24 protein-coding genes are annotated in these 25,275 nt (G+C 50.3%); 13 read left to right on the top strand and 11 right to left on the bottom strand.

Features of this window, described 5'->3' with window-relative positions; all coding sequences use genetic code 11:
* Window positions 1-7: 7 nt before the first annotated feature.
* Window positions 8-1,381, top strand: a complete 1,374-nt coding sequence (locus BZG82_RS01790; protein ID WP_131826222.1) for an AMP-binding protein — start codon at window positions 8-10, stop codon at window positions 1,379-1,381.
* Here BZG82_RS01790 and BZG82_RS01785 read toward each other — a convergent pair.
* On the bottom strand, window positions 1,378-3,240 hold the full coding sequence (locus BZG82_RS01785; protein WP_077765030.1) for an MFS transporter: 1,863 nt from the start codon (window positions 3,238-3,240) through the stop codon (window positions 1,378-1,380). The genes BZG82_RS01790 and BZG82_RS01785 overlap by 4 nt on opposite strands.
* Window positions 3,241-3,422: 182 nt before the next feature.
* Window positions 3,423-3,818, bottom strand: coding sequence for an NINE protein (locus BZG82_RS01780; RefSeq protein ID WP_077455705.1), 396 nt, complete (start codon window positions 3,816-3,818; stop codon window positions 3,423-3,425).
* A 201-nt stretch (window positions 3,819-4,019) separates the two neighbouring features.
* Here BZG82_RS01780 and BZG82_RS01775 point away from each other — a divergent pair, with 201 nt between their 5' ends.
* On the top strand, window positions 4,020-4,883 hold the full coding sequence (locus tag BZG82_RS01775) for a Tim44 domain-containing protein (protein ID WP_077765029.1): 864 nt from the start codon (window positions 4,020-4,022) through the stop codon (window positions 4,881-4,883).
* 56 nt (window positions 4,884-4,939) lie between these two features.
* On the opposite strand, the gene BZG82_RS01770 is transcribed toward BZG82_RS01775, so the two are convergent.
* Window positions 4,940-5,206 (bottom strand): YkgJ family cysteine cluster protein, encoded by a 267-nt coding sequence (locus BZG82_RS01770; RefSeq protein ID WP_077455707.1) that lies wholly within the window; start codon window positions 5,204-5,206, stop codon window positions 4,940-4,942.
* Window positions 5,207-5,370: 164 nt separating this feature from the next.
* On the opposite strand from BZG82_RS01770, the gene BZG82_RS01765 reads away from it, so the two are divergent.
* The 8 genes from BZG82_RS01765 to BZG82_RS01730 all read left to right on the top strand — a co-directional run bounded on the left by BZG82_RS01765 (window position 5,371) and on the right by BZG82_RS01730 (window position 11,989).
* On the top strand, window positions 5,371-5,811 hold the full coding sequence (locus BZG82_RS01765; RefSeq protein ID WP_077765028.1) for a YcgN family cysteine cluster protein: 441 nt from the start codon (window positions 5,371-5,373) through the stop codon (window positions 5,809-5,811).
* Window positions 5,812-5,990: 179 nt separating this feature from the next.
* Window positions 5,991-6,350, top strand: a complete 360-nt coding sequence (locus BZG82_RS01760) for a hypothetical protein (RefSeq protein ID WP_077765027.1) — start codon at window positions 5,991-5,993, stop codon at window positions 6,348-6,350.
* Between the two features lie 49 nt (window positions 6,351-6,399).
* Entirely contained in the window at window positions 6,400-8,523 is a 2,124-nt protein-coding gene (locus BZG82_RS01755) for a protein-disulfide reductase DsbD family protein (RefSeq protein ID WP_077765026.1), read from the top strand.
* Window positions 8,520-9,038, top strand: coding sequence for a protein disulfide oxidoreductase (locus tag BZG82_RS01750; protein WP_074212211.1), 519 nt, complete (start codon window positions 8,520-8,522; stop codon window positions 9,036-9,038). The genes BZG82_RS01755 and BZG82_RS01750 overlap by 4 nt, the downstream gene beginning before the upstream one ends.
* A 29-nt stretch (window positions 9,039-9,067) precedes the next feature.
* Window positions 9,068-9,799, top strand: a complete 732-nt coding sequence (locus tag BZG82_RS01745) for a DsbA family protein (RefSeq protein ID WP_077481335.1) — start codon at window positions 9,068-9,070, stop codon at window positions 9,797-9,799.
* 120 nt (window positions 9,800-9,919) lie between these two features.
* Entirely contained in the window at window positions 9,920-10,924 is a 1,005-nt protein-coding gene (gene dusC / locus BZG82_RS01740; RefSeq protein ID WP_069589999.1) for a tRNA dihydrouridine(16) synthase DusC, read from the top strand.
* Complete coding sequence (locus BZG82_RS01735) at window positions 10,912-11,544, top strand: SEC-C metal-binding domain-containing protein (protein WP_077765025.1); 633 nt, start codon at window positions 10,912-10,914, stop codon at window positions 11,542-11,544. Before dusC ends, BZG82_RS01735 begins: the two co-directional genes overlap by 13 nt.
* A gap of 19 nt (window positions 11,545-11,563) precedes the next feature.
* Window positions 11,564-11,989 (top strand): (deoxy)nucleoside triphosphate pyrophosphohydrolase, encoded by a 426-nt coding sequence (locus BZG82_RS01730; protein ID WP_077765024.1) that lies wholly within the window; start codon window positions 11,564-11,566, stop codon window positions 11,987-11,989.
* A gap of 49 nt (window positions 11,990-12,038) precedes the next feature.
* Here the strand turns inward: BZG82_RS01730 and dsbB are convergent, their stop codons facing one another.
* Window positions 12,039-12,578 carry a disulfide bond formation protein DsbB gene (gene dsbB, locus BZG82_RS01725; RefSeq protein ID WP_077662235.1) on the bottom strand — a complete coding sequence of 180 codons (540 nt, stop codon included), beginning with the start codon at window positions 12,576-12,578 and terminating at the stop codon, window positions 12,039-12,041.
* A 91-nt stretch (window positions 12,579-12,669) separates the two neighbouring features.
* Entirely contained in the window at window positions 12,670-14,250 is a 1,581-nt protein-coding gene (gene nhaB, locus BZG82_RS01720) for a Na(+)/H(+) antiporter NhaB (RefSeq protein WP_077662272.1), read from the bottom strand.
* A 405-nt stretch (window positions 14,251-14,655) separates the two neighbouring features.
* Here nhaB and fadR point away from each other — a divergent pair, with 405 nt between their 5' ends.
* Window positions 14,656-15,507: a fatty acid metabolism transcriptional regulator FadR gene (gene fadR, locus BZG82_RS01715; RefSeq protein WP_077677914.1), complete on the top strand. Its 852-nt coding sequence runs from the start codon at window positions 14,656-14,658 to the stop codon at window positions 15,505-15,507.
* Window positions 15,508-15,634: 127 nt separating this feature from the next.
* Here fadR and BZG82_RS01710 read toward each other — a convergent pair whose 3' ends face one another.
* Genes BZG82_RS01710 through BZG82_RS01700 form a run of 3 tightly spaced genes read right to left on the bottom strand, consistent with a single transcriptional unit; the run spans window position 15,635 to window position 20,471 of the window.
* On the bottom strand, window positions 15,635-17,179 hold the full coding sequence (locus tag BZG82_RS01710) for a SpoVR family protein (RefSeq protein WP_077765023.1): 1,545 nt from the start codon (window positions 17,177-17,179) through the stop codon (window positions 15,635-15,637).
* 41 nt (window positions 17,180-17,220) lie between these two features.
* On the bottom strand, window positions 17,221-18,495 hold the full coding sequence (locus BZG82_RS01705; RefSeq protein ID WP_069590011.1) for a YeaH/YhbH family protein: 1,275 nt from the start codon (window positions 18,493-18,495) through the stop codon (window positions 17,221-17,223).
* A gap of 41 nt (window positions 18,496-18,536) precedes the next feature.
* Window positions 18,537-20,471, bottom strand: a complete 1,935-nt coding sequence (locus tag BZG82_RS01700; RefSeq protein WP_069590012.1) for a PrkA family serine protein kinase — start codon at window positions 20,469-20,471, stop codon at window positions 18,537-18,539.
* A gap of 319 nt (window positions 20,472-20,790) precedes the next feature.
* Between BZG82_RS01700 and BZG82_RS01695 the strand changes: the two genes are divergently transcribed.
* Window positions 20,791-21,546, top strand: a complete 756-nt coding sequence (locus BZG82_RS01695) for a MipA/OmpV family protein (RefSeq protein WP_077662232.1) — start codon at window positions 20,791-20,793, stop codon at window positions 21,544-21,546.
* A gap of 95 nt (window positions 21,547-21,641) precedes the next feature.
* On the opposite strand, the gene BZG82_RS01690 is transcribed toward BZG82_RS01695, so the two are convergent.
* The 3 genes from BZG82_RS01690 to BZG82_RS01680 form a co-directional block, all read right to left on the bottom strand.
* Window positions 21,642-22,535: a D-hexose-6-phosphate mutarotase gene (locus BZG82_RS01690; protein WP_077765022.1), complete on the bottom strand. Its 894-nt coding sequence runs from the start codon at window positions 22,533-22,535 to the stop codon at window positions 21,642-21,644.
* A 92-nt stretch (window positions 22,536-22,627) separates the two neighbouring features.
* Window positions 22,628-23,623, bottom strand: a complete 996-nt coding sequence (gene gapA / locus BZG82_RS01685; RefSeq protein ID WP_077479292.1) for a glyceraldehyde-3-phosphate dehydrogenase — start codon at window positions 23,621-23,623, stop codon at window positions 22,628-22,630.
* Between the two features lie 359 nt (window positions 23,624-23,982).
* The gene (locus BZG82_RS01680) at window positions 23,983-24,840 is read right to left on the bottom strand and encodes a DUF2989 domain-containing protein (RefSeq protein ID WP_077765021.1); all 858 of its coding nucleotides are present in this window, start codon (window positions 24,838-24,840) and stop codon (window positions 23,983-23,985) included.
* Between the two features lie 152 nt (window positions 24,841-24,992).
* On the opposite strand from BZG82_RS01680, the gene BZG82_RS01675 reads away from it, so the two are divergent.
* On the top strand, window positions 24,993-25,274 hold the full coding sequence (locus BZG82_RS01675; protein WP_077479294.1) for a YeaC family protein: 282 nt from the start codon (window positions 24,993-24,995) through the stop codon (window positions 25,272-25,274).
* Window position 25,275: the final 1 nt, after the last annotated feature.

Raw genomic sequence — 25,275 nt, 5'->3', positions numbered from 1 at the left:
ATTTAAGGTGTGGCCGTGGCGGCACTGGGCTGGCTGTGCGCCAGACTCGCTTGCCATCGAGAGTGACACCTCACTGACGTGGCAGGCGCTGGTGGCGGATGTGGACCGTCAGCAAATGCTGTTTAATGCCGCGCCAGTGGTGGTGTTCGACAGTCGTCTTGCTCCCCAGCGCTTAGTGGTGGGCCTGCTTGCTGCATGGCAAGCGGGCAAGATCACCTTAGTGCTCAATCATGCTTTAAGTGACGACGTGAAAGCCGCCGTGTTGGCTGAACTTGGCGAATTTCAATGGCTGGACTGCGCTCAAAATGAGGCAAGGGGAGCCGACGCGATATCGATAGCGCCTTGGCAACCACAGCAACCGCTCACCATGACGCTGACATCGGGATCAACAGGAAAGCCCAAAGCCGTGGTGCATGCCGCGCATCAACACCTTGCCAGTGCGGCAGGTTTAACCCAGATGCTGCCGTATCAAGGGCTGTCTGAGCACGAGGAGAGGCCGAGCAGTCGCACCGATAGTTGGTTGTTATCGTTGCCGCTTTTTCATGTGTCGGGGCTGGCTATTGTGTGGCGCTGGTTATTCAAAGGTGCCACCCTCGCTATTTTCCCTTGTCAGGGAGAAGCTTTACCCGAATCACTGACTCGGGTGACACACGCCTCCTTGGTGCCCACACAGCTCTATCGCGCCTTACCTTGGTTGGCCGCGCGGCAAGCGCCTTCTCGACTTAAGCATGTATTACTGGGCGGTGCAGTGATTCCCGCACGATTGACACAACTAGCTGAGCAGCAGGGCATTGCTTGTTGGTGTGGCTATGGCATGACAGAAACCGCATCGACCGTCACGTTAAAGCGCTCCGATGGCCATGACGATGTCGGTGAGCCTTTGCCGTATCGTACCGTTGCGCTGGCGAGCGATGGTGAAGTGATTCATCGTGGCGACACGCTCGCGTTAGGATATTGGCAAGCGGGACGGTTAAAGGCGCTTTCGGGAGGACAAGGGTTGGCCTCCCGGGATCTGGCGAGATGGGAGACGCGTCGCCAGCGGCCAGTGTTGCGTATTATTGGGCGCAAGGATAATCAGTTTATCTGCGGTGGAGAAAATGTTCAGCCTGAGCGTATTGAAAACCACTTACTCCAACGAGACGAGATCAGCCAAGTCGTGGTTGTCCCGGTTATCGACCATGAATTTGGCGCGCGTCCTGTTGCGATAGTGCAAAGCACAGCGCCACTGGATCAGGTGCAATTAACGGCGCATTGTCAGTCGTTAGCGCCTTATCAACGTCCCATCGCTTTTTTGCCGTGGCCGACATTCGAGCAGGGTGCCAGTATTAAGCCGTCACGTGTGCAGCTTGCCCAATGGGCAAGCCAGCAAATCGAACATTAAGGTCGGTCGGCACGTAAGCGAATCACCTCGTCGCGCATATACGCGGAAGTGGCTTTTTCCGGCTCAACGGCGGGGCCGGCAACCACAGTTACCTTTGACCAAAAGCGTTTTGGCAGTTTTAACATGGCTTTGCCGCCATGTCGGCTAAAATAACTGCCCCACAAGCCTTGCAGTGCCATGGGCACGACGGGGACCGGTGAACGCTGCAGAATCATATCCATGCCACGACGAAACTGGTCTATTTCGCCATCAAAGGTCAGGTGACCTTCTGGGAAAATTAACACCACTTCGCCATTATCTAACGCGCGTTGGATCTCATTCATCGCGGCGCGAATGGTGCGTCCTCGGTGACTGATGGGGATCACTTTTGAGGTGCGGAAAAACCAATGCAGCACGGGTAATTTGTACAAGTCTTCAAACATCACAAAGCGAATCGGACGATGACAAGCACCCGCCAGCAAAAGCGCGTCCATGTAGCTGACATGATTACAAATCAGTAAGGCTCCCCCTTGTTCGGGAATATGGTGTAAATCTTTATGCTTCACCCGATACAAGGTGTGCGTGATCATCCACGTAAAAAAGCGCAGTGCAAAAATCGGCACCAACTGACTGACATAGATAGCCACCAATAAATTGAGCACTGTCAGTAACAGGAAAAACTCGGCAATGGAGATTTTCACCACCACCAAGAGGGTGATGCCAAGAATGGCACTTGCCACCATAAACAACGCATTGAAGATATTGTTGGCGGCAATAACGCGTGCACGCGCGGCTTTATCGGCGCGCTGTTGCATCAAGCTATACAAGGGGACGATAAAGATCCCACCGAACACGCCAATCATCAATAAATCGATAAACACCCACGTCAGTGCCGGATCGGCCACAAAGGCGATTAAATCGCTGTGCACAGTTGGGCTGGCGGGCGTGGCAAAAAATAAATGCAACCCAAAGCCGGTAAGCCCAAGGCTTCCCAAGGGCACGATACCGGGCTCGATACGGTGGCCGGACAGCTTGTCACACAGCAGCGCGCCCACCGCGATACCGATTGAAAATAGGGTCAGTAAGAAGGAAACGCCGGTTTCATTCCCGCCCAGCAAGGCGGTGTATTTAGGAAATTGGGTCAGGTAGCTTGCACCAAGAAACCAAAACCAGCTGATACCTAAAATGGCCTGTAAGGTCACTTTGTCTTGGCGTGCAAAACGCAAGGTTTGTTTCATCAGTGCGATGGGTTTATAGCGCAGATTGAGGGTTGGATTACCGGCAGGCGCGGGAGGGATCGCATGTGCCGATAGCACGCCCAGCAGTGCAAAGGCTAATACCGCGGCGCCGGCAACCACATTGGCATGTGGGTGATGAGCGATAAATCCAGCGAGTAAGGTCCCGAGTAGAATAGATAAAAACGTGCCGGTTTCGACGAGCGCATTGCCCGAGACCAGTTCTTTATCGCTCAAGGTTTGTGGTAGCAGTGCGTATTTTACCGGGCCAAAAAAAGCGGACTGGGTGCCCATCATAAACAATAACCCTAGCAGCACTGTCCATGATTCGTAATACAAGGCAATCGCGGCGCTCGACATAATCACGACTTCCAGCCATTTCACGCGCCGCATGATAAGGGCTTTATCGTATTTGTCGGCGAGTTCACCGGCAAAGGCAGAAAACAGGAAAAAAGGCAGAATAAATAACCCCGCCGCGGCATTAATAAACAGAGTTGCATCCATTGGCAATTGCTCGGCGGAAGCAAATGCGACCATGATCACCAACACGTTTTTATAAACGTTATCGTTAAAGGCCCCTAACGCCTGTGTGATGAAATAGGGCAGAAAGCGTCGCTCACGCAGAAGTTGAAACTGTTGGCTCATGAGTACATCGGTCCGTTTAGCGGTGCAATAAGCGACTTATACTAGCAAGGCGAGGCGAGTGCGCAACCTTTAAACGGGTTGCGCATCATTAGGTTATGCGATTGGCAATCAGTGTGCACACCCGATATTGGCTGTGTCAGCGACAAATAACGGTTATTGATTACTGCCAGTCGATAGTGGCGTTAGGCAAATTTTTGGCTGTTTTTTATTGAGACTTGATCATTCAACGTCCAAAAATCATATAGCACGCCGAGTAAGAAGAAACCGCCCGTAAACAGGTAAATGACTCCAGTGATCCATTTCCCCATGTACATACGGTGGACCCCAAAGATACCTAAAAAGGTCAGCAGTAGCCAAGCGACGGTGAAATTGGTTTGTCCGCTACGAAAACGTAGATCCGCTTCCTTATCCATTAGCGGGATCAAGAAGAGATCGATAATCCAGCCAATCCCGAGTAGGCCGAGGGTAAAAAACCAGATCGTCCCAGTGACAGGTTTACCATAGTAAAAACGGTGTGCGCCAAGAAAGCCAAAGATCCAAAGCAGATAACCGATAAACTTGCTGTGGGTATCATTCATGGTCCAGTCCTATCAATGTAAATAAATGCGTTGTGAGCTTGGAGTCGTAACAGCGTAAATGGTTCCTTGAGTGCACCAAACTCCGCGATGGTTCCCAGATCCGGTGGTGACGTTTGGTAACAATTAATGTCAGTCATAGGATTGACTTCACTTCCAGACACTCTAGCATGACATCAGTCATAAACCACAGATGAAGCAATCATGAAAAAATTACTCTCTGTCGCAGCGTTGATGTTTGTCTTCGTTGTTTCAGCGCCTTACGCAGAAGCCAAGCGCTTTGGTGGCGGTAAGTCATTTGGCAAAAGCTTTAAAACCGCCCCCGCCCCTAAGCAAAAAACAACCGATACCAACACCATCAAACAAAGCCCGACCAAAAGCGGCAGTAAAAAAGGCTTGATGGGTGGTTTACTCGGCGGCTTACTCGCCGGTGGTTTGTTGGCGGCCTTTTTTGGTGGTGCCTTTGAGGGTATCCAATTTATGGATATCTTAATCCTTGGTTTAATTGCCTACCTGATTATGAAATTCTTGCGGGGCATGACACAGGCCAAAGCCAGTGCTCAGGCGCAAGGGCCCGCTTACGCGGGACAAAACAAAGGCTATTATCACGAACAGCCCTCAGCGTTTCGTGACAATGCTACAGACACCAGCGCGACGTCGGGTGGTTTCGGGGAAACACAAACCGATGTCCCCTTTAACTTCCCGCCACAATTCGACATGCAAAGCTTTTTGAGTGGTGCGCGCGAACACTATCGTATTTTGCAAGGCGCTTGGAACCATAACGAGCTGGAGAAAATCCAAGAGTACGTGACGCCAGCGCTGTATAACGACTTAGCCGCCGAACGTGCGCGATTAGGCGGAGAGCAACACACCGAAGTGATGTATGTGGATGCTGAGGTTGTGCGTGCCGATTACGACAGTCGCACTGCCCAACTGAGTTTGAAATTCACCGGTCGTTACTGTGATCGTGTCGAGGGTGTAGAAGAAGATATCTCGGATATTTGGCATCTAGAGCGTGATTTGACCCAGTCCAATGCACCTTGGTTGATCGTAGGTATTCAAAGCTAAAGCGAGAACACGCGTTTCGCTACAATAACGCTAGCTCATCACTGGGCTGGCGTTTTTTATGTTGCCGCCTCGAGGTAAATTAAATTATCTAACGCTTGCTGGGTACTCTCACCGCACACGTCTTTGTCAGCGCTAAAGGCACTACACACCGCAGGTCGCTCAGGACGACCAAACAGTTTACATAAATTATGCTCGTCGAGTTGGACACATCGTGTTCCTGCGGGTTTACCGTCAGGCATACCGGGTATTGGAGAGGAAATACTCGGGGCAATACAACACGCGCCGCAGCCTAAACGGCACGAGAATGTCGGCGTAGTGGGCATAAAACCTCGGTATTGGAGCAAAACGGGCAGGCACTCTACCATTGACGTTGGTTGTCGCCAAGTCGGGAAGGGAAGGTCGCTTGCACTTTACCGCTATGATGGTTATAACAGCGGCGCAATGTCGTTACCGCCACAAAGCGGAAAAATATAAGAGAGTACACATCATGAGCACGCCTTTTTGGCAACAAAAAACCTTGGCGCAAATGAGCGACGAGGAGTGGGAAGCTTTATGTGACGGTTGTGGCCGTTGCTGTTTACATAAGCTGATCGACGAAGAGACCGACGAGCTCTACTACACCAACGTGGCGTGTAGTCTGCTCGATGATAAAACGTGCTCATGCAAAGACTATCCCAATCGCTTTTCTTATGAAGAGTCATGCCTCAAGCTTACCCGCGATAAAATAGATGAGTTCTACTGGTTGCCAGAGACTTGCGCGTACCGCTTGTTGGCAGAGAATAAACCGCTGCCTGAGTGGCATCCTCTGATCACTGGCTCAAAAGCGGCAATGCACCAAGCTGGGATCTCGGTCAAAGACAGCGTGGTATACGAAATCGATGTGATTGATTGGGAAGATCATATTTTGAATCATCCTGCCGAGCGTTAATGGCAGCAGACATATGATGACGTTGTTTAGCTAGGCACCGACACTTGCGGTGCCTTTTTTGTGAAGACGGCACTGTATCGACATGCAAGCCACGGCGTAAGGCGATGGTTCTTCGCGGATAACCCATTGTTTATTTTCTGCTGTTGGGCATAATGATTGCCAACTCGACAGGAGGTGGAATGCAAGAGTATGCACGTCGTTCTAAAGCTGGCTGGGCCCTCGCGGTAGCGTTATGGGTTCTGGCAGTGTGCGCCTTGCAAAACCAACTGAGTTGGCAATCAGGTGTGCAAGCCGCTTGCCAAGCTTTGAGTATACAAGACCAAAGTGATGATGCGAGTGCGGTAGGGAAAAAATGTGCCCTGTCTGAGCAGCTTGTTCAGCCTACCGTGTTGACGCTCGATTGGCTCCCCGCGCCACTTTGGTGGCTCATTGTATTACTTGCGGTCATGGCGACGGTGAGCGTATCGATCACTTTACCTACTCACGACCCACCGACCTATCGGCGACGGCACCTTTGTTTTTGTGTGTTCCGAGAATAAAGCGCCTGCTTTTCAAATGGTGTATTTATTCTTAACAAGGAACAGACTTATGAATCGAATCAATGACTATTGGCACACTGTTAAACAAGGTCGCGCTTGGCAAGCTTGGGTCTTGCTGCCGCTATTGTCTTTGTGCTTACTGCTACTCACTCCAACGGCACGAGCGAATGCCCCGGATACCGGCTGGCTTAGCAATCCTGATCACCCACCGGTGACGGCACGTTTAGCGTTAACTGGGCAAGGGAGTCCAGACACGCTACGCCTCGATGGATTACTTTCTATCCGCTTGCAAGGTGATTGGAAAACATACTGGCGCTCGCCCGGCGAAGGGGGCGTGGCACCCGAGTTGATTATCAATGACAGCCAAAACCTGAACCAGATTACTTGGCACTGGCCGGCGCCGAAGCGCTATGAGCAGCTCGGGTTGACCATGCTCGGCTATAAAGGGCAGGTTGCTTTCCCTCTGACATTAGATGTTGAACACTGGCAACAGCCGGTTTCACTGGATGCGACGCTGCGCTTGTCATCGTGCACCAGTGTGTGTGTGATCACTGACTATCCTATCTCGCTCGACTTTACGCCTAGTGCACTAGAGGCCGATGGCGAGCGGATGTATCAGTTTAACCAAGCGATGAGTCAGGTGCCCAAGCCACTCCCAAATGTGACGCTTGATTCTGCGGTTTGGGATGCCAGTAAACAGCAGCTCGCCGTCACCGTGACGGGCAACCAAGCTTGGCAGCAACCTGATCTCTTGGTGGATGGTGAGGCGGTGATTGATGACACCTTTGGGTTGCCGAGTATCCACCGTGATGGCAATACGCTGACCGCGACCTTTGATGTAACCAATTGGATAGAAACGCCCAATCTTACCGACAAGCCGATTCAGGTTACCGTCATGGATAAACAGCTACTTGCCGAGCATAGCATCACGGTGCAAGCAGGCCATGTGGTTGCACACGCGGGACTTTCTATTTGGGTGATTGGCGGGATTGCACTCTTGGGCGGTTTGATCCTGAATGTGATGCCCTGTGTGCTTCCCGTTCTGGGACTCAAACTAAACAGCATTGTTGCGAACCCTAACGCCACTCGTGGTGTCATTCGTGGCCAGTTTTTAGCCTCAGCAGCTGGGATACTCGTTTCCTTCTGGGCGATTGCTGGATTACTGATGGCGCTCAAACTGACAGGGCAAGCGGTGGGTTGGGGCATCCAGTTCCAAAGTCCGATCTTTATCGGGGTCATGACGCTGGTGATTTGGCTCTTTGCCCTGAGCTTATTCGACGTACTGCGTATTGATTTACCCTCAAGCTGGCAGACGTGGTTAGCAACACGTGGGGGTCACACCCACAGTGGTCATTTTGTGCAAGGCGTGTTTGCAACCTTACTGGCCACACCGTGTTCGGCCCCTTTCCTTGGCACAGCAGTGGCGTATGCATTGGGCGGCTCCTTGACGGCGCTATGGCTGATTTTTACCGCGCTGGCGATTGGTATGGCGCTGCCGTGGCTGTTGGTCGCCGCTTTCCCGGGGCTGACTCGCGCATTGCCAAAACCCGGCCCGTGGATGAACCATGTCAAACGGATCTTTGCGCTGTTGCTGGCTGGCACCACAGTGTGGCTATTCTGGTTATGGATGCCTTATCTTGGCGTCTTAGGTGCAATAGCAGTGGGAACACTGTTGCTGGTTGCCACTGTGTGGCTGACATATCGGACCCTTGGCAAGCTGGCGGCAATTAAAGGCTCGGCTGGGTTGCTGGTTATTACTGTGCTCGGGCTGATAGGAGCGTCCTTGACCGCGCAGCAGTGGGCAACGCCCCTCAATCCTGAACCAGATTGGGTAAGCCTTGATGAAGCGGCAATCACGCGCGCCGTCGAACAGGGACAAGTGGTGTTTGTCGATGTGACCGCTGATTGGTGTATTACCTGCCATGCCAACAAAGTAGGGGTAATGCTACAGTCGCCCGTCTATGATGCGATCACCGCACCGAATGTAGTGACGATGCAAGGTGATTGGACCCGTCCGAGTGATACCGTGACGCAGTATTTGCAAAAGCACCAGCGCTATGGCGTACCGTTCAATATTGTTTATGGTCCGAGTGCACCTGATGGGATCGCGTTGCCGGTGATTTTGACCGATAACGCGGTGATGGCCGCGATTGAGCAGGCGAAAACACCATGACGGCCAATCAAACGAAACTGTCATGGCGTCAGCGGGTCAAACGTGGTGCGCGTGATCTGTGCTGGCTCATCGTGTTTGTGTTGATATCTAGCACTGCTGTCGATTGGTGGCGAAGCCGTGATATCGATACCAGTCAGGTACCGGTGACGTCGATGCGTTTGCTGGATGGTCGCCAACAAGATTTGGTTGCTATGTCGCAACAAGAGCCGGTGCTGGTCTATGTGTGGGCAAGTTGGTGCGGGGTATGCCGTTTTGTGACTCCCTCGGTAGATTGGCTAAGTGGTCATGCGCAAGTGGTCTCGATCGCGTTACGCTCAGGCTCGGATAAACATGTGGCCGGATACCTTGCTCATCATGGTTATGATTTTCCTGTGGTGAACGATCAAAGCGGGGCGCTTTCTAATGCCTTTTCAGTGAAAGTAACGCCCACCGTGATGGTGATCGAACAAGGAAAAATTACTTCAATTACAACCGGATTCACTACGCCCCTTGGCCTATGGTTGAGACTGTTGTAATGCATTTATATCAATAAAAAGGAAACCCAATGTCCTTCACTCGTTATATCGCGCCATGTGTTGCGCTCATGATGCTAGCCATGCCTGCTAGCGCCAAGAATTTAAGCGATACACAGCAAGCGCAACTGGATGAAATTGTTAGCCTGTTGGAAGATAACCCCAAGCTAATTGCCAACCTTAATCAGAGTTTGCAGAAGTTTGTCGAGCAACAGCAGACGTTTAAGCAGAACCTTGCCAAACGTCGCGACTGGTTTGAGTCTAAGACCCACAGCTGGATTGGCGCTGAAAATCCAACCGTCACTGTGGTGAACTTTATGGACTACAACTGCCCGTACTGTAAAAAGTTGGAAGACGAACTGCAAAAGCTGGTGGCCGCGCATGATGATGTCAAAGTCATCAATATTGCCGTGCCACTTAAACAACAAACCATTGATGAGTTGGGCACTAACTCTGCGGTGTATGCCATGAATGTATGGCTAGAACAGCCAGAGGCTTTTGCGCAAGTTCATGAATTGCTGATGAAAAAGCGCGGTATGCATGATGCGCGCTCGCTAGAGAAAATCGCCAAGAAAACCAAGACCGAGCAATGGCTCAAAACGCCAGAAGAAACAGGAAAAGCGGTGGCGGATAACTACCGAGCCTTTGTTGAGCTTGGGCTGCGTGGCACGCCAGCGATGATCATTGGCGATCAAGTCGCGCCGGGCTATTTACCTTATCCGCAGTTAGAAGCCATGGTTGAGGCTGCGAAAGCAGAGGGCTAGGTCTGTACTATCAACGCTAACGGTTTGAAAGCCAGTCATATTTTGACTGGCTTTTTTTGTTAGCTGCGCTTTGCGGCAAAAGCTGGCAAAATAGCGCGCCTTACTGGTAAAGGTCATGGCATGAGTCAAACATATCCATCCGCCCCTCGCGTGGTTTTAGGCCCGATGGAAGGGGTACTCGATCCCTTAATGAGAAACCTGCTTACGGAGATCAATCATTACAGTCTCTGTGTGACGGAATTTGTGCGTGTGGTCGATCAGCGTTTACCCGAGAAGGTCTTTTATCGCTTGTGCCCTGAATTGCATCAAGGAGGCGTCACCGCCGCCGGCACGCCGGTGCGTGTGCAGCTGTTGGGACAAGATCCGGTGGCGATGGCGCGCAATGCCGTCCGTGCCATTGAGCTTGGCTCCCACGGGATAGATATTAATTTTGGCTGTCCGTCAAAAACGGTGAATGGCAACCGAGGTGGTGCGGCTTTGCTTAAGACCCCAGAGCATATGTTTGATGTGGTGAAAGCGGTACGCGATGCGGTGGACTCAGCCCATGTGGTGAGTGCCAAAATTCGTCTTGGCTACAACGATTTAGATGACTACCCGGAGATTGCTGATGCGGTATACCAAGCCGGTGCCTCTGAGCTTGTGGTCCACGGTCGAACCAAGCGTGATGGCTACAAAGCGGGTACCATTCGTTGGGATTTGATCGCAGAGATAAATCAACAACTGCCTATTCCTGTCACCGCGAATGGCGATATTTGGCACCGAGAGGATGCATTGCGCTGCCAAGCCATCACCGGGTGCGACACCTTAATGGTTTGTCGTGGCGCCCTGAACATGCCCAACCTTGGCGCCCACATTCGAGACAATGTTGCGCCAATGGCGTGGACAGACGTGCTTACGTTATTGGTACGCTATACCGAACTCGAGCTACAAGGCGATAAGGGCCAGTATTTCCCGAACCGAATAAAACAGTGGTTCAAATATTTACGTCAGTACTATCCGCAAGCAGACGCTTGTTTTAAAGCGATTCGCGTGCTCAATCGCGCCGATGAGATAGTGCGTGAGCTGGATAACGCTCGCCTCGCTGACGCGACTCAACAGATACGGGAGACAGAATGTCAACACTAATCACGCTTTCTTCTGAATGGGAAGGCATGCCAGCCAGCTTTGTAGAAGGCGCCCTGCTGGCCGCCAATATCTGTCCCGCACCGCTATCACCAGACACATGGTTATCGGTATTGATGACGGCAGGCCTTGATGAAGACGATGTCCATTTACCTGACGCCGATAAAAAGGCGATCCTCGCGCATCTTGACGCGCAGTATCACGCCCTCATGCGCAACGACTATGGGTTGCCAGACGCGTTGATGCTGTCGTTACGTAGCGAACCGGCTCAAGCGTTTGCCGAGGGTTTTCTTTCGGTATGGCCTTATGTTGAGCCGCATTGGCAAGAAGCCACAGTAGGCGATGGAAGTCGCCGCATGTTATCCGCACTGGTGACCTCAATGCTGTTGCTGCATGACGAGGCGGGGACGCTGGCGCAAATGAAAGAAGTTGGCTTAGATATTGAGCCCGGTCGCTACATCGACCAATTGGACCTAATGATCCAAGAGGTCGCCAAAGCAGCCGATGAAGTGCAGCAAGGCAGCCATGGCGCCCATCAAATTAACCCGTTTAAGTCGGTAGGGCGTAACGACCCTTGTCCGTGTGGCAGTGGCACCAAGTTTAAAAAGTGTTGTGGGCGATAAGCGATTGCAGGAGAGAACGATGACGCAAGTAAACACGCAAGCGGCGATTCGTGTGGTCGCCGGTGTGATTGGGCAAGCAAACCAAGTGCTTGTTGCTCAGCGCCACCCAGACAAGGCCTACATTAGCTGGTGGGAATTTCCGGGGGGTAAAGTAGAAGCGGATGAAAGCGATCAACAAGCTCTCGCGCGTGAGCTAAAAGAAGAGCTGGGTGTGACGGTAGCCGTCGGCGCGCCGATTGTCGAAACAGAATATGACTACGGTGATAAGCGCATTTTGTTGTGTAGCTATTGGTGCACCCTCGCCAAGGGAGAGCCTGAAGCCTTGAGTCATCAGGCCATTCACTGGAGCGAACCAAACCGACTCGATCCCGCGGTATTTAGTGCAGCGGATAGACCTTTGCTAGCCAAGCTGCAAGCCGATACGAAAATCGTTTGCGAAGCCTAAGTGGCTACAGATGCGCCGCCCTCGATTTGGAGGCGGCGCGTCAAGGTTACTAAGAAAAGATACGACGCGGTGGTCGGCCAATAAATTGGGCGATGACGACCAACCCCCACACCACCAGCATGGCCGAGAAAATGCCTACCAACCATTGTGGCATCGAAAAGCCAAGCCATTGCCATACCACCTTGCTGCAATCACCATAAGCTTCAAATACCTGCGGAAGCCATTGATTGAGTGGGGCCCAAGTCGGGAAGTTCACCGCGACATCACACGTCGGGCCGAACAGTTGATTCGGATCCGGAAATTGGTAACTGACATGCTCAAGTGCCAGTTTCAGCCCCCAGGCAACGGTCACCCCATAGCCGAGTAACCCCAAGGTGCGTAATGCAGCATTTTGCGGCGCAATCACGCCAACCAGTGCGGCTGCCCCTACGCCAAATAGTGCAACCCGTTCATAAATACACATCACACAAGGCGCGAGTGACTGGTGATATTGGAAATACAGCGCTGTAGCCTCAAGACCGACAACACACACGAGCAATAGCAGCCAAGAAAAACGACTGCGAGAAAACTGGTTTAAGGCGCGCCACATAACTCAAATTACTCCTGATATAAAAGAAGGCCCTAAACAGGGCCTTGCTATTCAATCGTTTGTTGAGCCTAAGGTCAATGGTAGAAGTGCGTTAGTGCGCACTCGGTAAGGCTTGTTGGGTCATATGAATGGTTTCAGAAATCCATCCTTGATGTAGCATCCATTCCGTGGCCGGCACCAAGAAAAACTCGATTCCCAACACGCCGAGTAGGCCCATTACGATGGTGTAAGGCAATGCCATATAGACCATGCGCCCGTAGGAGAGGCGAAGTAACGGTGCCAATGTAGAGGTGAGCAAGAACAAGAAGGCGGCTTGACCATTCGGGGTGGCGACCGAAGGCAGGTTTGTCCCAGTGTTAATGGCGACAGCCAGCATGTCGAATTGTTCACGGTCGATAACGCCATTGATAAGCGCGGATTTCACTTCATTAATGTACACAGTGCCGACGAAGACATTATCAGACACCATGGACAGCAACCCGTTCGCGATATAGAACATGGTGAGCTGCATATGGCCCTCCAACGACAGGACGAGATCGATCACAGGCGCAAATAAGTGTTGGTCGATAATCACGGCGACTACCGAGAAGAATACTGCCAACAGCGCGGTAAAGGGCAGCGCCTCTTCAAATGCTTTGCCGATGTGGTGTTCATCGATTACCCCGGTAAACGAGGTTGCCAAGATGATAATGCTAAGACCAATCAAGCCGACTGCGGCTAAGTGAAGGGCAAGGGCGGCAATTAACCAAACGGCGATCAACGCTTGAACCACGAGTTTAGCCACATCTTGTGGTGTGCGTTTGGCGCGTTGTGCTTTATCGTACTCCACCAGAATTTTAAGAACGTTATCTGGAAGCTGTGCGCCGTATCCGAATAGACGTAACTTTTCCACCAACACACAGGTGAGGAGGCCTGCGACAAAGACCGGCAGAGTCACTGGTGCCATCCGCAGAATAAACTCACCAAAATGCCAGCCAGCTTGATCGGCAATAATCAGGTTTTGTGGTTCACCCACCATGGTCATGACGCCACCAAGCGCGGTACCCACGCCCGCATGCATCAGTAGGCTGCGCAAGAAGGCGCGATAGTTTTCCAGATCGTTGCGACTGAGATCATCACTCAGGCTTTCATCTGAGGTGTGGTCATGCGCGGCGCCAAACTCTTTCCCTGAGGCAACGCGGTGATAAATCGAGTAAAAGCCCACGGCGACACTAATCACCACGGCAATCACGGTTAGCGCATCTAGGAAGGCAGATAGCGTCGCCGCCGCGACACAAAACGCGAGAGAGAGTGCAATTTTGGAACGGATCCCTAACAAGATTTTGGTGAAAATATACAGCAACAGCTGCTTCATAAAGTAAATCCCTGCCACCATAAAGACCAGTAGCAGCAAGACTTCAACGTTGGCGACCAATTCATGCTTTACTTGCGCGGGGCTTGTCATACCGATAGCGACGGCCTCAATCGCAAGCAGACCGCCCGGTTGCAGAGGGTAGCATTTTAGCGCCATGGCTAAGGTGAAAATGAATTCGACCACCAGTAGCCAGCCGGCAATGAAGGGGTCAATCGAGAATACAATCGGGTTGATAATTAAAAAGGCGACAATGGCCAGTTTGTACCAATCTGGCGCTTTACCGAGAAAGTTCTTCAAAAACGCGGTTCTGAGTGTCATGGTCTTAGCCATAGTGAAAGTCTCATGGTTATGTATGCATCGTACAGGCGGCGCATGGCGAGAAAACACACGTACACAGAAACCATAGCAGCCCGTTTGAGAGAGCGATGGATCCAGTACGAGGAGCGGGTCACTGTACAAATTCGGTGTTCGGCAATGGCGAGCAGCGTAGGCGGTTGGTCGCAACTGCATGACGGATGTGCGCTATTTTGCCTTAGTCATACTTTGTTACATCTTGTATGACATAATTTTGCGAATTATGCCCAGATTTTCATTGATCTGGTACAAAAATCTGCAGGATGTCACTTCATTGGCCCTGAAAACACGTAGCGGTTTCTGCCTGAAAAGACTAGTGGTATGATGAGTTATTAATCAGAGCAAGAAGCAAATTGGAATTAAGATTCAATGGTTATAAAGGCGGATAGCCCAGCAACGTTTGCTGAAAAATATATAATTGAAAGTATTTGGAATAATCACTTCCCGAAAGGGTCGATTTTACCGGCTGAGCGTGAATTATCAGAGCTTATCGGTGTTACCCGAACCACATTACGTGAAGTCTTGCAGCGCTTAGCGCGCGATGGTTGGTTAACTATCCAACATGGCAAACCGACCCGTGTAAACGATTATATGCGCACCTCTGGGCTGAGCATTCTCGATACGTTAGTGACGCTGGAAGGCCAAGATGTTCACGGTGTGCTCGAAGATTTGCTGGCGGCGCGCACCGATATTAGCGGTGTTTATATGCGCTATGCGGCAAAAAATCGCCCGCAAGAGTGCATTAATCTTATCGATCATGTGATTAAACGCTGTGAGCAAGTGCTTGAAAGTGAGAGCTTTGATCAGTTTATTGCCTTGATTGATGAGCAAGCCGAGGTGCTTAAAGACGTCAAGAAGATTCAAGATAAGTACGGCAAGCAAGATCCCGCACTGTGTGAGCGGATCTCAATGGGACGTGCCTTTAACCACTTCGACTACATGCTGTTCCAAGGCATGGCACATTATTCTGGCAATAAAGTGTATGTATTGACCATTAATGGTATGCGTCAGATTTATTCGCGAGTGGGTGGCTACTACTTTATGGATCGCCGTGCTTGTGAGATTGCATTACGCTTCTATAGCGACTTGCGTGGTTTGATTGAAAACAATCAACATAATGCCATCAGCGATCGAGTGAAGCAGTACGGTCGTGAAAGTGGTGCATTGTGGTTTGGCAATCGTGAAACCATTGCGGCCAATATGGCCGAAGAAGAGGCCTAACCGACGCATTGCTTCAACCGAGGTGTAATGCTGTTTTGCGCCTCATCGGTTTAAACAGTGAAAAGCCAGAGGCCTTGTGCCTCTGGCTTTTTTGTCTATTTATCTTAGGACGGGACAGGTGGCAAGACTAGCTCCCGACTAACATGTCTGGATCAAATTGCGGCCGTTTCGGACAGCTACTCAGTATTTTCCCTCGTCCTTCACTGGTTTCCTCTTCGAGGATCACTTCAAATCCCCAGAGTCGATGGACATGTTTCAGCACTTCCTCATAGGAATTGGCTAATGGGATGCGGTTATGAGGCACATAGCGCAGGGTGAGTGACCGATTACCGCGTAAGTCGACATCATAGACTTGGATATTGGGTTCACGATTACTGAGGTTATATTGAGCAGAGAGTTTTTCTCTCAGCTGGCGGTAACCTTGTTCATTGTGAATACTGGTGACTTCGATGTAACTTTGCTTATCGTCATCATTGACGGCGAAAAGCTTCATATCGCGCATGACCTTGGGCGATAAAAACTGGCTGATAAAGCTCTCGTCTTTAAAGTTCGCCATCGCAAAATGCACCGTATCGAGCCAATCTTTGCCTGCAACCTCTGGGAACCAGTACTTATCTTCTTCGGTTGGGTTTTCACACATTCGGCGAATGTCTTGGAACATGGCAAACCCGAGGGCATAGGGATTGATCCCTGAGTAATACTGGCTGTTGTAAGGCGGCTGTGCGACCACGTTGGTATGGCTGTGTAAAAACTCCATGATAAAGCTATCCGTCACCAAGCCCTCATCGTAGAGATGATTCAAAATGGTGTAGTGCCAGAAGGTTGCCCAGCCTTCATTCATCACCTGAGTTTGCTTTTGTGGATAAAAATACTGGCTAACCTTGCGCACTATGCGCACGACTTCGCGCTGCCAAGGCTCTAGTAATGGCGAGTGTTTTTCAAAGAAATACAGCAGGTTTTCTTGCGGCTCGGCGGGGAAGCGTCGTTTTTCTTGTTCCTGTTCTTTATTACCGCCAGGAATGGTACGCCACAGTTCATTCACTTGGGTTTGCAAATAATCTTCGCGGGCTTTTTGTCGCGCTTTTTCTTCCGCGAGAGAAATTTTCTGTGGACGTTTGTATCTGTCAACCCCGTAATTCATCAGCGCATGGCAAGAGTCGAGCAAGTTTTCGACTTCGGCGAGGCCATACTTCTCTTCGCATTCACTGATGTAATTTTTCGCAAACAGCAGGTAGTCGATAATTGAGCCAGCATCGGTCCAGGTTTGGAATAGGTAGTTGCCCTTAAAAAAAGAATTGTGCCCATAACAGGCATGAGCCATCACCAATGCTTGCATGGTGATGGTGTTTTCTTCCATTAAATAAGCAATACAAGGGTCTGAGTTGATCACTATCTCATAGGCAAGTCCCATGTAACCGTGCTTATAGTGACGTTCTGTCTCGATAAACTTCTTGCCAAATGACCAGTGGTTGTAGTTTATCGGCATGCCAACGCTTGAGTAGGCATCCATCATTTGCTCGGCAGCGATAATTTCAATCTGGTTGGCGTAGGTGTCGAGCCTGTAGTGCTCGGCAACGCGCTTAATTTCCTTGTGATACTGCTCAAGCAGGTCAAAGGTCCAATCCGGCCCATCATGGAGCGGCGTCTTACGTTTGCCTTTAGTGACAGCCATACCTAATCTCCCTGAAAAAACATACCGATGCAGAGATGGCGTCAGGCTTCGACCTGACGCTTAAACAATTCGCGGAACACGGGGAAGATGTCTTCCGCCGAACGAATATTCTGCATCGCAAAGTTGTCATGACTTTCCGCGAGTGCCTCATATTCACGCCATAACGTTTGATGCGCGCGGCGCGTAATCTCGATATAGGCGTAATAGCGGCTGACCGGCAGTAAGCTTTTCTGCAGTAGCTCACGACAACCCGGTGAATCGTCTGCCCAGTTGTCGCCGTCAGACGCTTGGGCGGCATATACGTTCCACTCTGTGGGGTTGTACCTGTCTTTGATGATCTCATCCATCAAGCGCAATGCACTGGAGACAATGGTGCCGCCGGTTTCTTGCGAGTAAAAGAATTCGTGCTCATCGACTTCTTTTGCTTGGGTATGATGGCGAATAAAGACTACCTCTACATTTTTGTAGGTACGGGTTAGGAACAAATACAACAAGATATAAAAGCGTTTTGCGATATCTTTAGTCGCCTGATCCATTGACCCCGATACGTCCATCAGACAGAACATCACCGCTTGGCTACTGGGCTGTGGCCGTTTTTCGTAGTTTTTATAGCGAAGATCGAAGGTATCAATAAAAGGTACCGCGGCGATCTTGCTTTTCAGTGCTGCAATTTCCTCTTCAAGCCGCTTCATTTCCAAAGGCTGTGCTGGCTCAGAGTGACGCAAGCTTTCCAGCGCTTCCTCTAGCTCTGCCAGCTCTCGGCGCTTGCTCGCAGACATCGCGGTGCGACGCGCTAACGAGTTTTGCAACGAGCGCACAATGGCGATATTTGAGGGTACGCCATTGGAGGTATACCCCGCACGGTGGGTCTTATACTCCACCATTTTTTGCATTTGATTTTTCTTCAGATTGGGTAGCTCGAGATCTTCAAACAACAAGTCGAGATACTCATCTTTCGAAATTTGGAAGACAAAATCGTCTTGGCCTTCACCGTCTGGACTCGCTTGTCCGTCACCTGCGCCACCACCGCCTTCGCCACCGGGGGGGCGTGCAATACGATCGCCGGGGCTAAATTGGTCGTTGCCAGGATGGACAGCATCACGCTGTCCTCCTTTGCCTTGGTGAAAGGTCGGTTCACGGATGTCGCGTGATGGAATCGAAATATCCTCGCCACTTTCGACATCAGTGATTGACCGGTTGTTGACGGCGTCGGCGATTGACTCTTTTATCTGCCTTTTGTGGCGGCGTAAAAAGCGCTGTCGATTGACGGTGCTTTTATTTTTGCCATTGAGCCGACGATCAATAAAATGCGCCATAACTCTCTCCCGTCACGTGTGTCCGCCCTGAAAGGGATGTGCTACGACGATTTACGTACGCGCAAATACCATTCAGATAGCAAGCGAACCTGCTTGCGGGTATATCCTTTTTCCATCATACGAGCGACAAAGTCGTCGTGTTTTTTCTGCTCGTCGCTAGACGTTTTGGTGTTGAATGAAATCACCGGTAGCAAGTCTTCGGTATTGGAGAACATTTTCTTCTCGATGACCGTTTTCAGCTTCTCGTAGCTGGTCCAAGCAGGGTTTTTTCCCTCATTATTGGCACGTGCACGTAGGACGAAATTGACGATCTCGTTACGGAAGTCTTTCGGGTTGCTGATCCCGGCAGGCTTCTCAATTTTCTCCAGCTCGCTATTGAGTGCCGAGCGATCGAACAGTTGGCCGGTGTCTGGGTCGCGGAACTCTTGGTCTTGAATCCAAAAGTCTGCATAAGTTACGTAGCGGTCAAAGATATTCTGACCATACTCCGAGTAAGACTCGAGATACGCCGTTTGAATTTCTTTGCCGATAAACTCGATATATTTCGGGATTAGATAGCCTTTTAGGTGCTCGAGGTAACGCTCTGCAATTTCTTGTGGGAATTGCTCACGTTCAATTTGTTGCTCAAGGACGTAAAAGAGGTGGACCGGGTTTGCGGCGACTTCTGCGTGGTCAAAGTTAAACACACGAGACAGGATCTTGAACGCAAAGCGGGTTGAGAGCCCATCCATGCCTTCATCGACCCCGGCGTAATCGCGGTACTCTTGGTACGACTTCGCTTTGGGATCGGTGTCTTTGAGGGTTTCACCGTCGTAGACGCGCATTTTAGAATAAATGGACGAGTTCTCAGGATCTTTCAAGCGAGAAAGCACCGTAAAGCGAGCGAGAATATCTAGCGTACTTGGTGAACAAGGCGCTTGTTTTAGCTCACTGTGCGACAAGAGTTTGTCGTAAATACGGATCTCTTCGGAGACGCGTAAGCAATAAGGCACCTTGACGATGTAAACACGGTCGAGGAATGCTTCATTGTTTTTGTTGTTGCGGAATGACTGCCATTCCGATTCGTTGGAGTGAGCGAGAATGATGCCATCAAACGGCAGGGCAGACAGACCTTCGGTCCCGTTGTAGTTGCCCTCTTGCGTCGCCGTCAACAAGGGGTGCAGCACCTTGATTGGTGCTTTGAACATTTCCACAAACTCCATCAGCCCCTGATTGGCCTTACACAGTGCGCCAGAGTATGAGTACGCATCAGGATCGTCTTGCGAAAAGTGTTCGAGCTGACGGATATCGACCTTGCCCACCAAGGAGGAAATATCCTGATTGTTTTCATCCCCGGGCTCGGTTTTCGCCACGGCGACTTGGTTGAGTACTGAGGGGCGAACCTTCACGACTTTAAATTGACTGATGTCGCCACCAAACTCTTTAAGTCGCTTGGCGGCCCAAGGCGACATAATGCTACGAATATAACGCTGCGGGACACCGTACTCTTTTTCTAGCAGGTGACCATCCTCTTCAGCATCAAAAAGGCAGAAAGGATGATCATTGACCGGACTGCGTTCGCCGTTCGCGGTTAGCACATAAATCGGTACTTGCTGCATCAAGCTTTTCAGTTTTTCTGCAAGCGAGGATTTACCGCCGCCGACAGGGCCGAGTAAATAAAGGATCTGTTTGCGTTCTTCCAGCCCTTGCGCGGCGTGTTTGAGGTAGGAGACGATTTGCTCAATCGACTCTTCCATGCCATAAAAGTCTTCAAAGGTCTTATAGCGTGAAATAACACGGTTGGAGAAAATACGACTGAGCCGTGGGTCGAGGGAGGTGTCAATCTTCTCTGGTTCACCGATGGCCATCAACAGGCGCTCGGCGGCATTGGCATAAGCGCTGCGATCGTCTCGGCACAGATCCAAGAACTCCTGAAGGCTCAATTCTTCGTCTTTTGCATCTTCGTAACGCTGACGATAATGATCGAAAATAGTCATGGTCCTGCCCCCTAAATCGTCTGATAACTCATAAAGAAAAGGTGGTCCTTTGGCTGAATTTCCCTTTTCCTCATAATAATGTTAGACCCCAATCCACGATTTTGCGTGAAAGAATTGATTGTTTTTTCGATATTTTTTCCCCTACCATTGATAGGTAAATCAAATAGCCACGTGTAAGACAGCTTAGATTCAAGTTGTTGTAGTAGGCTGTCACGTTGAGAGGGTAATATCAGTGATGGTGTCCACGATAAGTGTGGTGTATGGACAGCTACTGGCCTAATTCTAAATTGTGCGTTGACCAGCAAATTAAGGAAGAAGAATGACTGAAAAGCTTGTTAAAGCGGCGGTGGCATCATGCCTACTACTCGCCGCGGGAAGTGTTTCCGCAGAAACACGTGTGTCTGCCGGTGTCCTCGCCGCCTTTTCTCCCCAACCTTATAAGGACACTGATACCGACCCGCTGATTGTACCGACCATTAATGTCGATACTGACCATTTCTATTTCCGAGGACTTACCGCAGGCGCGCGTTTGGCGCCAAAAGATGCCACGCATAACCTCGTCCTATCGACGACCTATGATCCACGTCGTTTTGATCCTGCAGATACCGATGACCCACAGCTAAGTTTACTTGATAAACGCGATACCTCAGTGGTTGCGGCCTTAGCCTACCAATACCATTCGCCGATTGGTCGATTTCAAGCGTTAGTCGGTGAGGGGGTGACCCATGATAGAGATGGTTTGTACGGGGAAGTCAGCTGGAAATATGGGATGAACCGCCAGCGATGGGGGATTTCACCCGAGGTGGGGTATTCCTACAACAGTAGTGACCTTAATCAACACCTTTATGGGATCAGCGCCGCGGAGGCATCACGCTCTGGATTATCCGCCTACGAGCCCGGCTCTGCGGGACACTATTTTATCGGTGCTAGTGGTTATGTGATGCTGACAGAGCGCATCCAGCTGCTTGGTGGGGTGCGTTACACCAATTTAGATGACAACATTGCAGATAGCCCAATGGTAGACCAATCAACGGCGACTTCAGGCTACCTTGGAATGAATTATATTTTTTATTGATTCAGGCCCCCCAGCGAGCGGTCAGCCTGTTCGCTTGGCCGCGACCAACATGCAAACAGGCAGCGTAGGCTGCCTTTTTCGTGTTTGCAGATTACCTAGAGCAGTAACTCACCATGTTTTTCGTCATGAATACAGGTGTTCAGCGTGTGGCTTTCTCCCGGTGCTAGCTGAATACTGGGTTGCTCAATGGCGGCTTCAATACAGACAAAATGTAGATAGCCGTCGTCGTCCATATCAGACATTTGTACCGAAGCCGCTTGGCCTGGATTCCAGACGACTGCGCTCGTCTCGCCTTGATTATTGACGACAATACGTCGATATCCTGCCGTATCAGTCAGGGTTAATGACGAGGCTGAGTCGGTATAAATGCGGTCGACGGGCTCTTCAAAAGTCACGGTGCCAGAGGCGGGCTTTCTCTGTCCGTGGCTGAAATTGTCGAGATAGTGGCTTCCCACACCCGCTACGGTTGCTTGTTCACTATCCGCAACGGAAAGGTAACTGTGCAGGGCGCCTCCGAACTCAAATGGCAGCGAGTCAGTGTTTTTTACCGTTAAAGCGACATCGAGCGTTTGGGTGAGCGTGAATGTCATAACGGCTTCAAAATCGTGTGGCCAAAGAGCACGGGTCGTCTCCGAGGGCGTCAGAGATAATTGTATCGTCACACCTTGCGTATTTTCTTCAATGTGTTGGATGTTCCACATAACGCGACGTGCAAAACCATGTGAGGGAGATCCCGTTTGGCCGAACCAAGGAAAGCAAACGGGAATGCCACCCCGTAGAGGCGTTTTTGCGTCATAGACTGCATTGCCACTCATCCAAATCAGTGGTTCCGCATCGCGTGGAGAAAATGACAGTAAGTGAGCCCCAAACTGACTGATGGTGGCATCACAGGCTGGATGTTGAATCCGAAGAACGGGGACGGCTTGGCGATAACATAAATCAACTGACGCCGAGAGCCGGCGCTCGAAGTGCAGAGTATGAGAAGTCATAATCGCGTCCTTTATTGCGCAGAAACGGCATAGAGCCCATAAACAAAAGGCGGCCAACGGCCGCCTTTAATCAATACTAGGCTAATTGCAACTTACTTAGAGATGTGTGCAACTAGGTCAAGTACTTTGTTTGAGTAGCCGATTTCGTTGTCGTACCAAGATACAACTTTAACGAATTTGTCGGTCAGTGCGATACCTGCTTTAGCATCGAATACTGATGTTTGTACTTCACCGATGAAGTCTTGAGAAACAACAGCATCTTCAGTGTAACCAAGAACACCTTTCAGCTCACCTTCAGACGCTTCTTTCATCGCGGCACAGATTTGCTCGTAAGATGCCGCTTTCTCTAGGTTGACAGTCAGGTCAACAACAGAAACGTTGGCAGTTGGTACGCGGAACGCCATACCAGTCAGTTTACCGTTCAGCTCAGGAAGTACTTTACCTACTGCTTTCGCTGCACCAGTTGAAGATGGGATGATGTTCTGAGACGCACCACGGCCACCGCGCCAGTCTTTCGCAGAAGGACCGTCAACAGTTTTCTGAGTTGCAGTAGTTGCGTGAACAGTAGTCATCAGGCCAGACTCGATACCGAACTTGTCGTTCAGTACTTTCGCGATTGGCGCAAGACAGTTAGTAGTACAAGATGCGTTTGAAACGATATCTTGACCCGCATACTCGCTGTGGTTAACACCCATTACGAACATTGGGGTTGCGTCTTTAGATGGACCAGTCAGAACAACTTTCTTCGCACCCGCTTGGATGTGTTGACGTGCTGTTTCGTCAGTCAGGAAGATACCGGTTGCTTCAGCAACAACGTCAACACCAGCCTCATCCCACTTAAGATCTGCTGGGTTGCGCTCTGCCGTTACACGTACTTTCTTACCGTTAACGATCAGGTTGCCGTCTTTCACTTCAACAGTGCCGTTGAAGCGGCCGTGAGTTGAGTCGTACTTCAGCATGTAAGCCATATACTCAACGTCAATCAGGTCGTTGATTGCTACTACTTCAATGTCTTCGCGCTCTACAGAAGCACGGAATACGAAGCGGCCGATACGACCAAAACCGTTAATACCTACTTTGATAGTCATTATGTTGCTCCACAACTTAATTTCTAGTGAGATGAAACTGGTAGTAAAATTACAGAATAGGACCCGTCCATGCAAGGGTAATCGCGCCCAAAATTGTTTAAAGTCAAAAAAAAGTACGGATTTTTTTTACATCACCTAAACATTTTGCGCCCCTGCGACTCTACCTGTCCCTTCTTTGACCAATTGGTACAAAGCGAAAGGATGAGGTATTGGATGACAGCTGGTGTATTGAAAAGCGTAGAAGCAGATGCGCGATCGTGAAAGGCAAGCACATCAATTCCGTTATCTGTCGAAGAGAGCTGGGTTTGAAAATAACTGACAAATAGAGAGAAGCGCCCGCGATCGCAGGCGCCTTGATGCTAGGTCGGTTCTTTGGGATCAACTGCGTTGACTAAAGTGGCTTCGAAATTGCCGTCTCGGATTGCTGCAGAGATATCTTTTGCTATTAATTCCAACTGGTTGCGGCGCTCCTCTGATAGAGGATAGAGCCGTGCTAATCGGTCACTGTCAGCTATGGGTAAGTTATAGTCTTTACCCACTTTGGCCCATAGATACGCATGATCGAAGCGCTCTAATGCATGGTTAGTGGTCGCTAAGGATTTAATCGCTTCAGGGATCACTTCGTCACGTACCTCTTCATCGTTGCCGTCATACAGCTCAAGCACATGCAATAAGATACGAACGGTTTTGTGTCTGTCCCGGGAGACGTAATAGGTGGCGAGTCCAAGTTGAAGCTGGGGCGTTTCAAGATGCTGTGTCCCCTCAAGTTTTAGAAATTGAGGTAAAGCGCTGTTATCGCCTTGTGACCAGCGGTAATAAATCACCGGTGGCTGATATGAGTCTTTCAATTCACGTTCTAAGCGTTCGATAGAATCATAGGCGTGATAGACCGCTTCGGTACGCTTCGTTTTTCGCTCTTTTAGAGTGGTTGGTTCGATTCCCGCAACCAGCTCCATGCAGCGTAAATAGACTTGAGTCTGTTTGAGCTCGGCCAGTTTATTAAGATCACTGGGCTTTTCATCCACCGCTAACCGTTTGAAAATCAAGTCTGAACGCTCAAAACGGCATTGGCCATCACCAATATTTAACCCTTCGCACAATTCAGGATGCGTATCACACACTTGGTTGGTGGTCGGTTCTCCCTCACAACCAGCCAGTAGCAAAAGCATTGCGCCAGCAGAAGCAGCAGTGAGTGATTTAGGTAATCTTAAAGGCATGGTTGTTCGTATCCTCAATCAGTTGCGGTGAGTATACTTCAAATCTAAGTGTAGTTTATGTCCTAAAGCGTGATTTTGCGCACTGAACTCGAGATGCCGAAAGGCAGGTCGGTTAAGGCATAATAGGGACATGTCAAAAAGCGGAGCCATCCATGGATATTGAACAACTGTTAAAAGCGATGACACCAGAGGTTTACGATCGCTTATGTTATGCCGTCGAAACGGGAAAGTGGCCCGATGGAACAGCGCTTAACCAAACTCAGCGTGATCAAGCACTGCAAGCGGTGATGCTTTATCAATCGCGACATAACGAACAGCCACAGCATATGACGGTTGCTAAAGGTGGACAGGTGACGTTCAAGTCGAAAGCAGAGTTAAAGCGTGAGTTTGCGAAACCGGACGAAGCACGCATCGATGTGCAAACCAAGCACTGAT

Origin of the sequence: Salinivibrio sp. PR5 (assembly GCF_001996085.1) — a bacterium.
GTDB classification, from domain to species: domain Bacteria; phylum Pseudomonadota; class Gammaproteobacteria; order Enterobacterales; family Vibrionaceae; genus Salinivibrio; species Salinivibrio proteolyticus.
This window is presented reverse-complemented; position numbering and strand designations above follow the sequence as displayed.

Excerpts from the sequence above, each read along its gene's own strand:
- BZG82_RS01775 (WP_077765029.1), top strand. The coding sequence starts at position 4,020 with ATGAAAAAATTACTCTCTGTCGCAGCGTTGATGTTTGTCTTCGTTGTT.
- BZG82_RS01730 (WP_077765024.1), top strand. The coding sequence starts at position 11,564 with ATGACGCAAGTAAACACGCAAGCGGCGATTCGTGTGGTCGCCGGTGTG.
- BZG82_RS01785 (WP_077765030.1), bottom strand. The coding sequence starts at position 3,240 with ATGAGCCAACAGTTTCAACTTCTGCGTGAGCGACGCTTTCTGCCCTAT.
- BZG82_RS01750 (WP_074212211.1), top strand. The coding sequence starts at position 8,520 with ATGACGGCCAATCAAACGAAACTGTCATGGCGTCAGCGGGTCAAACGT.
- BZG82_RS01710 (WP_077765023.1), bottom strand. The coding sequence starts at position 17,179 with ATGGCTGTCACTAAAGGCAAACGTAAGACGCCGCTCCATGATGGGCCG.
- BZG82_RS01760 (WP_077765027.1), top strand. The coding sequence starts at position 5,991 with ATGCAAGAGTATGCACGTCGTTCTAAAGCTGGCTGGGCCCTCGCGGTA.
- BZG82_RS01735 (WP_077765025.1), top strand. The coding sequence starts at position 10,912 with ATGTCAACACTAATCACGCTTTCTTCTGAATGGGAAGGCATGCCAGCC.
- BZG82_RS01680 (WP_077765021.1), bottom strand. The coding sequence starts at position 24,840 with ATGCCTTTAAGATTACCTAAATCACTCACTGCTGCTTCTGCTGGCGCA.
- BZG82_RS01770 (WP_077455707.1), bottom strand. The coding sequence starts at position 5,206 with ATGCCCACTACGCCGACATTCTCGTGCCGTTTAGGCTGCGGCGCGTGT.
- BZG82_RS01765 (WP_077765028.1), top strand. The coding sequence starts at position 5,371 with ATGAGCACGCCTTTTTGGCAACAAAAAACCTTGGCGCAAATGAGCGAC.
- BZG82_RS01705 (WP_069590011.1), bottom strand. The coding sequence starts at position 18,495 with ATGGCGCATTTTATTGATCGTCGGCTCAATGGCAAAAATAAAAGCACC.
- dsbB (WP_077662235.1), bottom strand. The coding sequence starts at position 12,578 with ATGTGGCGCGCCTTAAACCAGTTTTCTCGCAGTCGTTTTTCTTGGCTG.
- BZG82_RS01700 (WP_069590012.1), bottom strand. The coding sequence starts at position 20,471 with ATGACTATTTTCGATCATTATCGTCAGCGTTACGAAGATGCAAAAGAC.
- dusC (WP_069589999.1), top strand. The coding sequence starts at position 9,920 with ATGAGTCAAACATATCCATCCGCCCCTCGCGTGGTTTTAGGCCCGATG.
- gapA (WP_077479292.1), bottom strand. The coding sequence starts at position 23,623 with ATGACTATCAAAGTAGGTATTAACGGTTTTGGTCGTATCGGCCGCTTC.
- BZG82_RS01780 (WP_077455705.1), bottom strand. The coding sequence starts at position 3,818 with ATGAATGATACCCACAGCAAGTTTATCGGTTATCTGCTTTGGATCTTT.
- fadR (WP_077677914.1), top strand. The coding sequence starts at position 14,656 with ATGGTTATAAAGGCGGATAGCCCAGCAACGTTTGCTGAAAAATATATA.
- BZG82_RS01690 (WP_077765022.1), bottom strand. The coding sequence starts at position 22,535 with ATGACTTCTCATACTCTGCACTTCGAGCGCCGGCTCTCGGCGTCAGTT.
- BZG82_RS01745 (WP_077481335.1), top strand. The coding sequence starts at position 9,068 with ATGTCCTTCACTCGTTATATCGCGCCATGTGTTGCGCTCATGATGCTA.
- nhaB (WP_077662272.1), bottom strand. The coding sequence starts at position 14,250 with ATGACACTCAGAACCGCGTTTTTGAAGAACTTTCTCGGTAAAGCGCCA.
- BZG82_RS01695 (WP_077662232.1), top strand. The coding sequence starts at position 20,791 with ATGACTGAAAAGCTTGTTAAAGCGGCGGTGGCATCATGCCTACTACTC.
- BZG82_RS01675 (WP_077479294.1), top strand. The coding sequence starts at position 24,993 with ATGGATATTGAACAACTGTTAAAAGCGATGACACCAGAGGTTTACGAT.
- BZG82_RS01755 (WP_077765026.1), top strand. The coding sequence starts at position 6,400 with ATGAATCGAATCAATGACTATTGGCACACTGTTAAACAAGGTCGCGCT.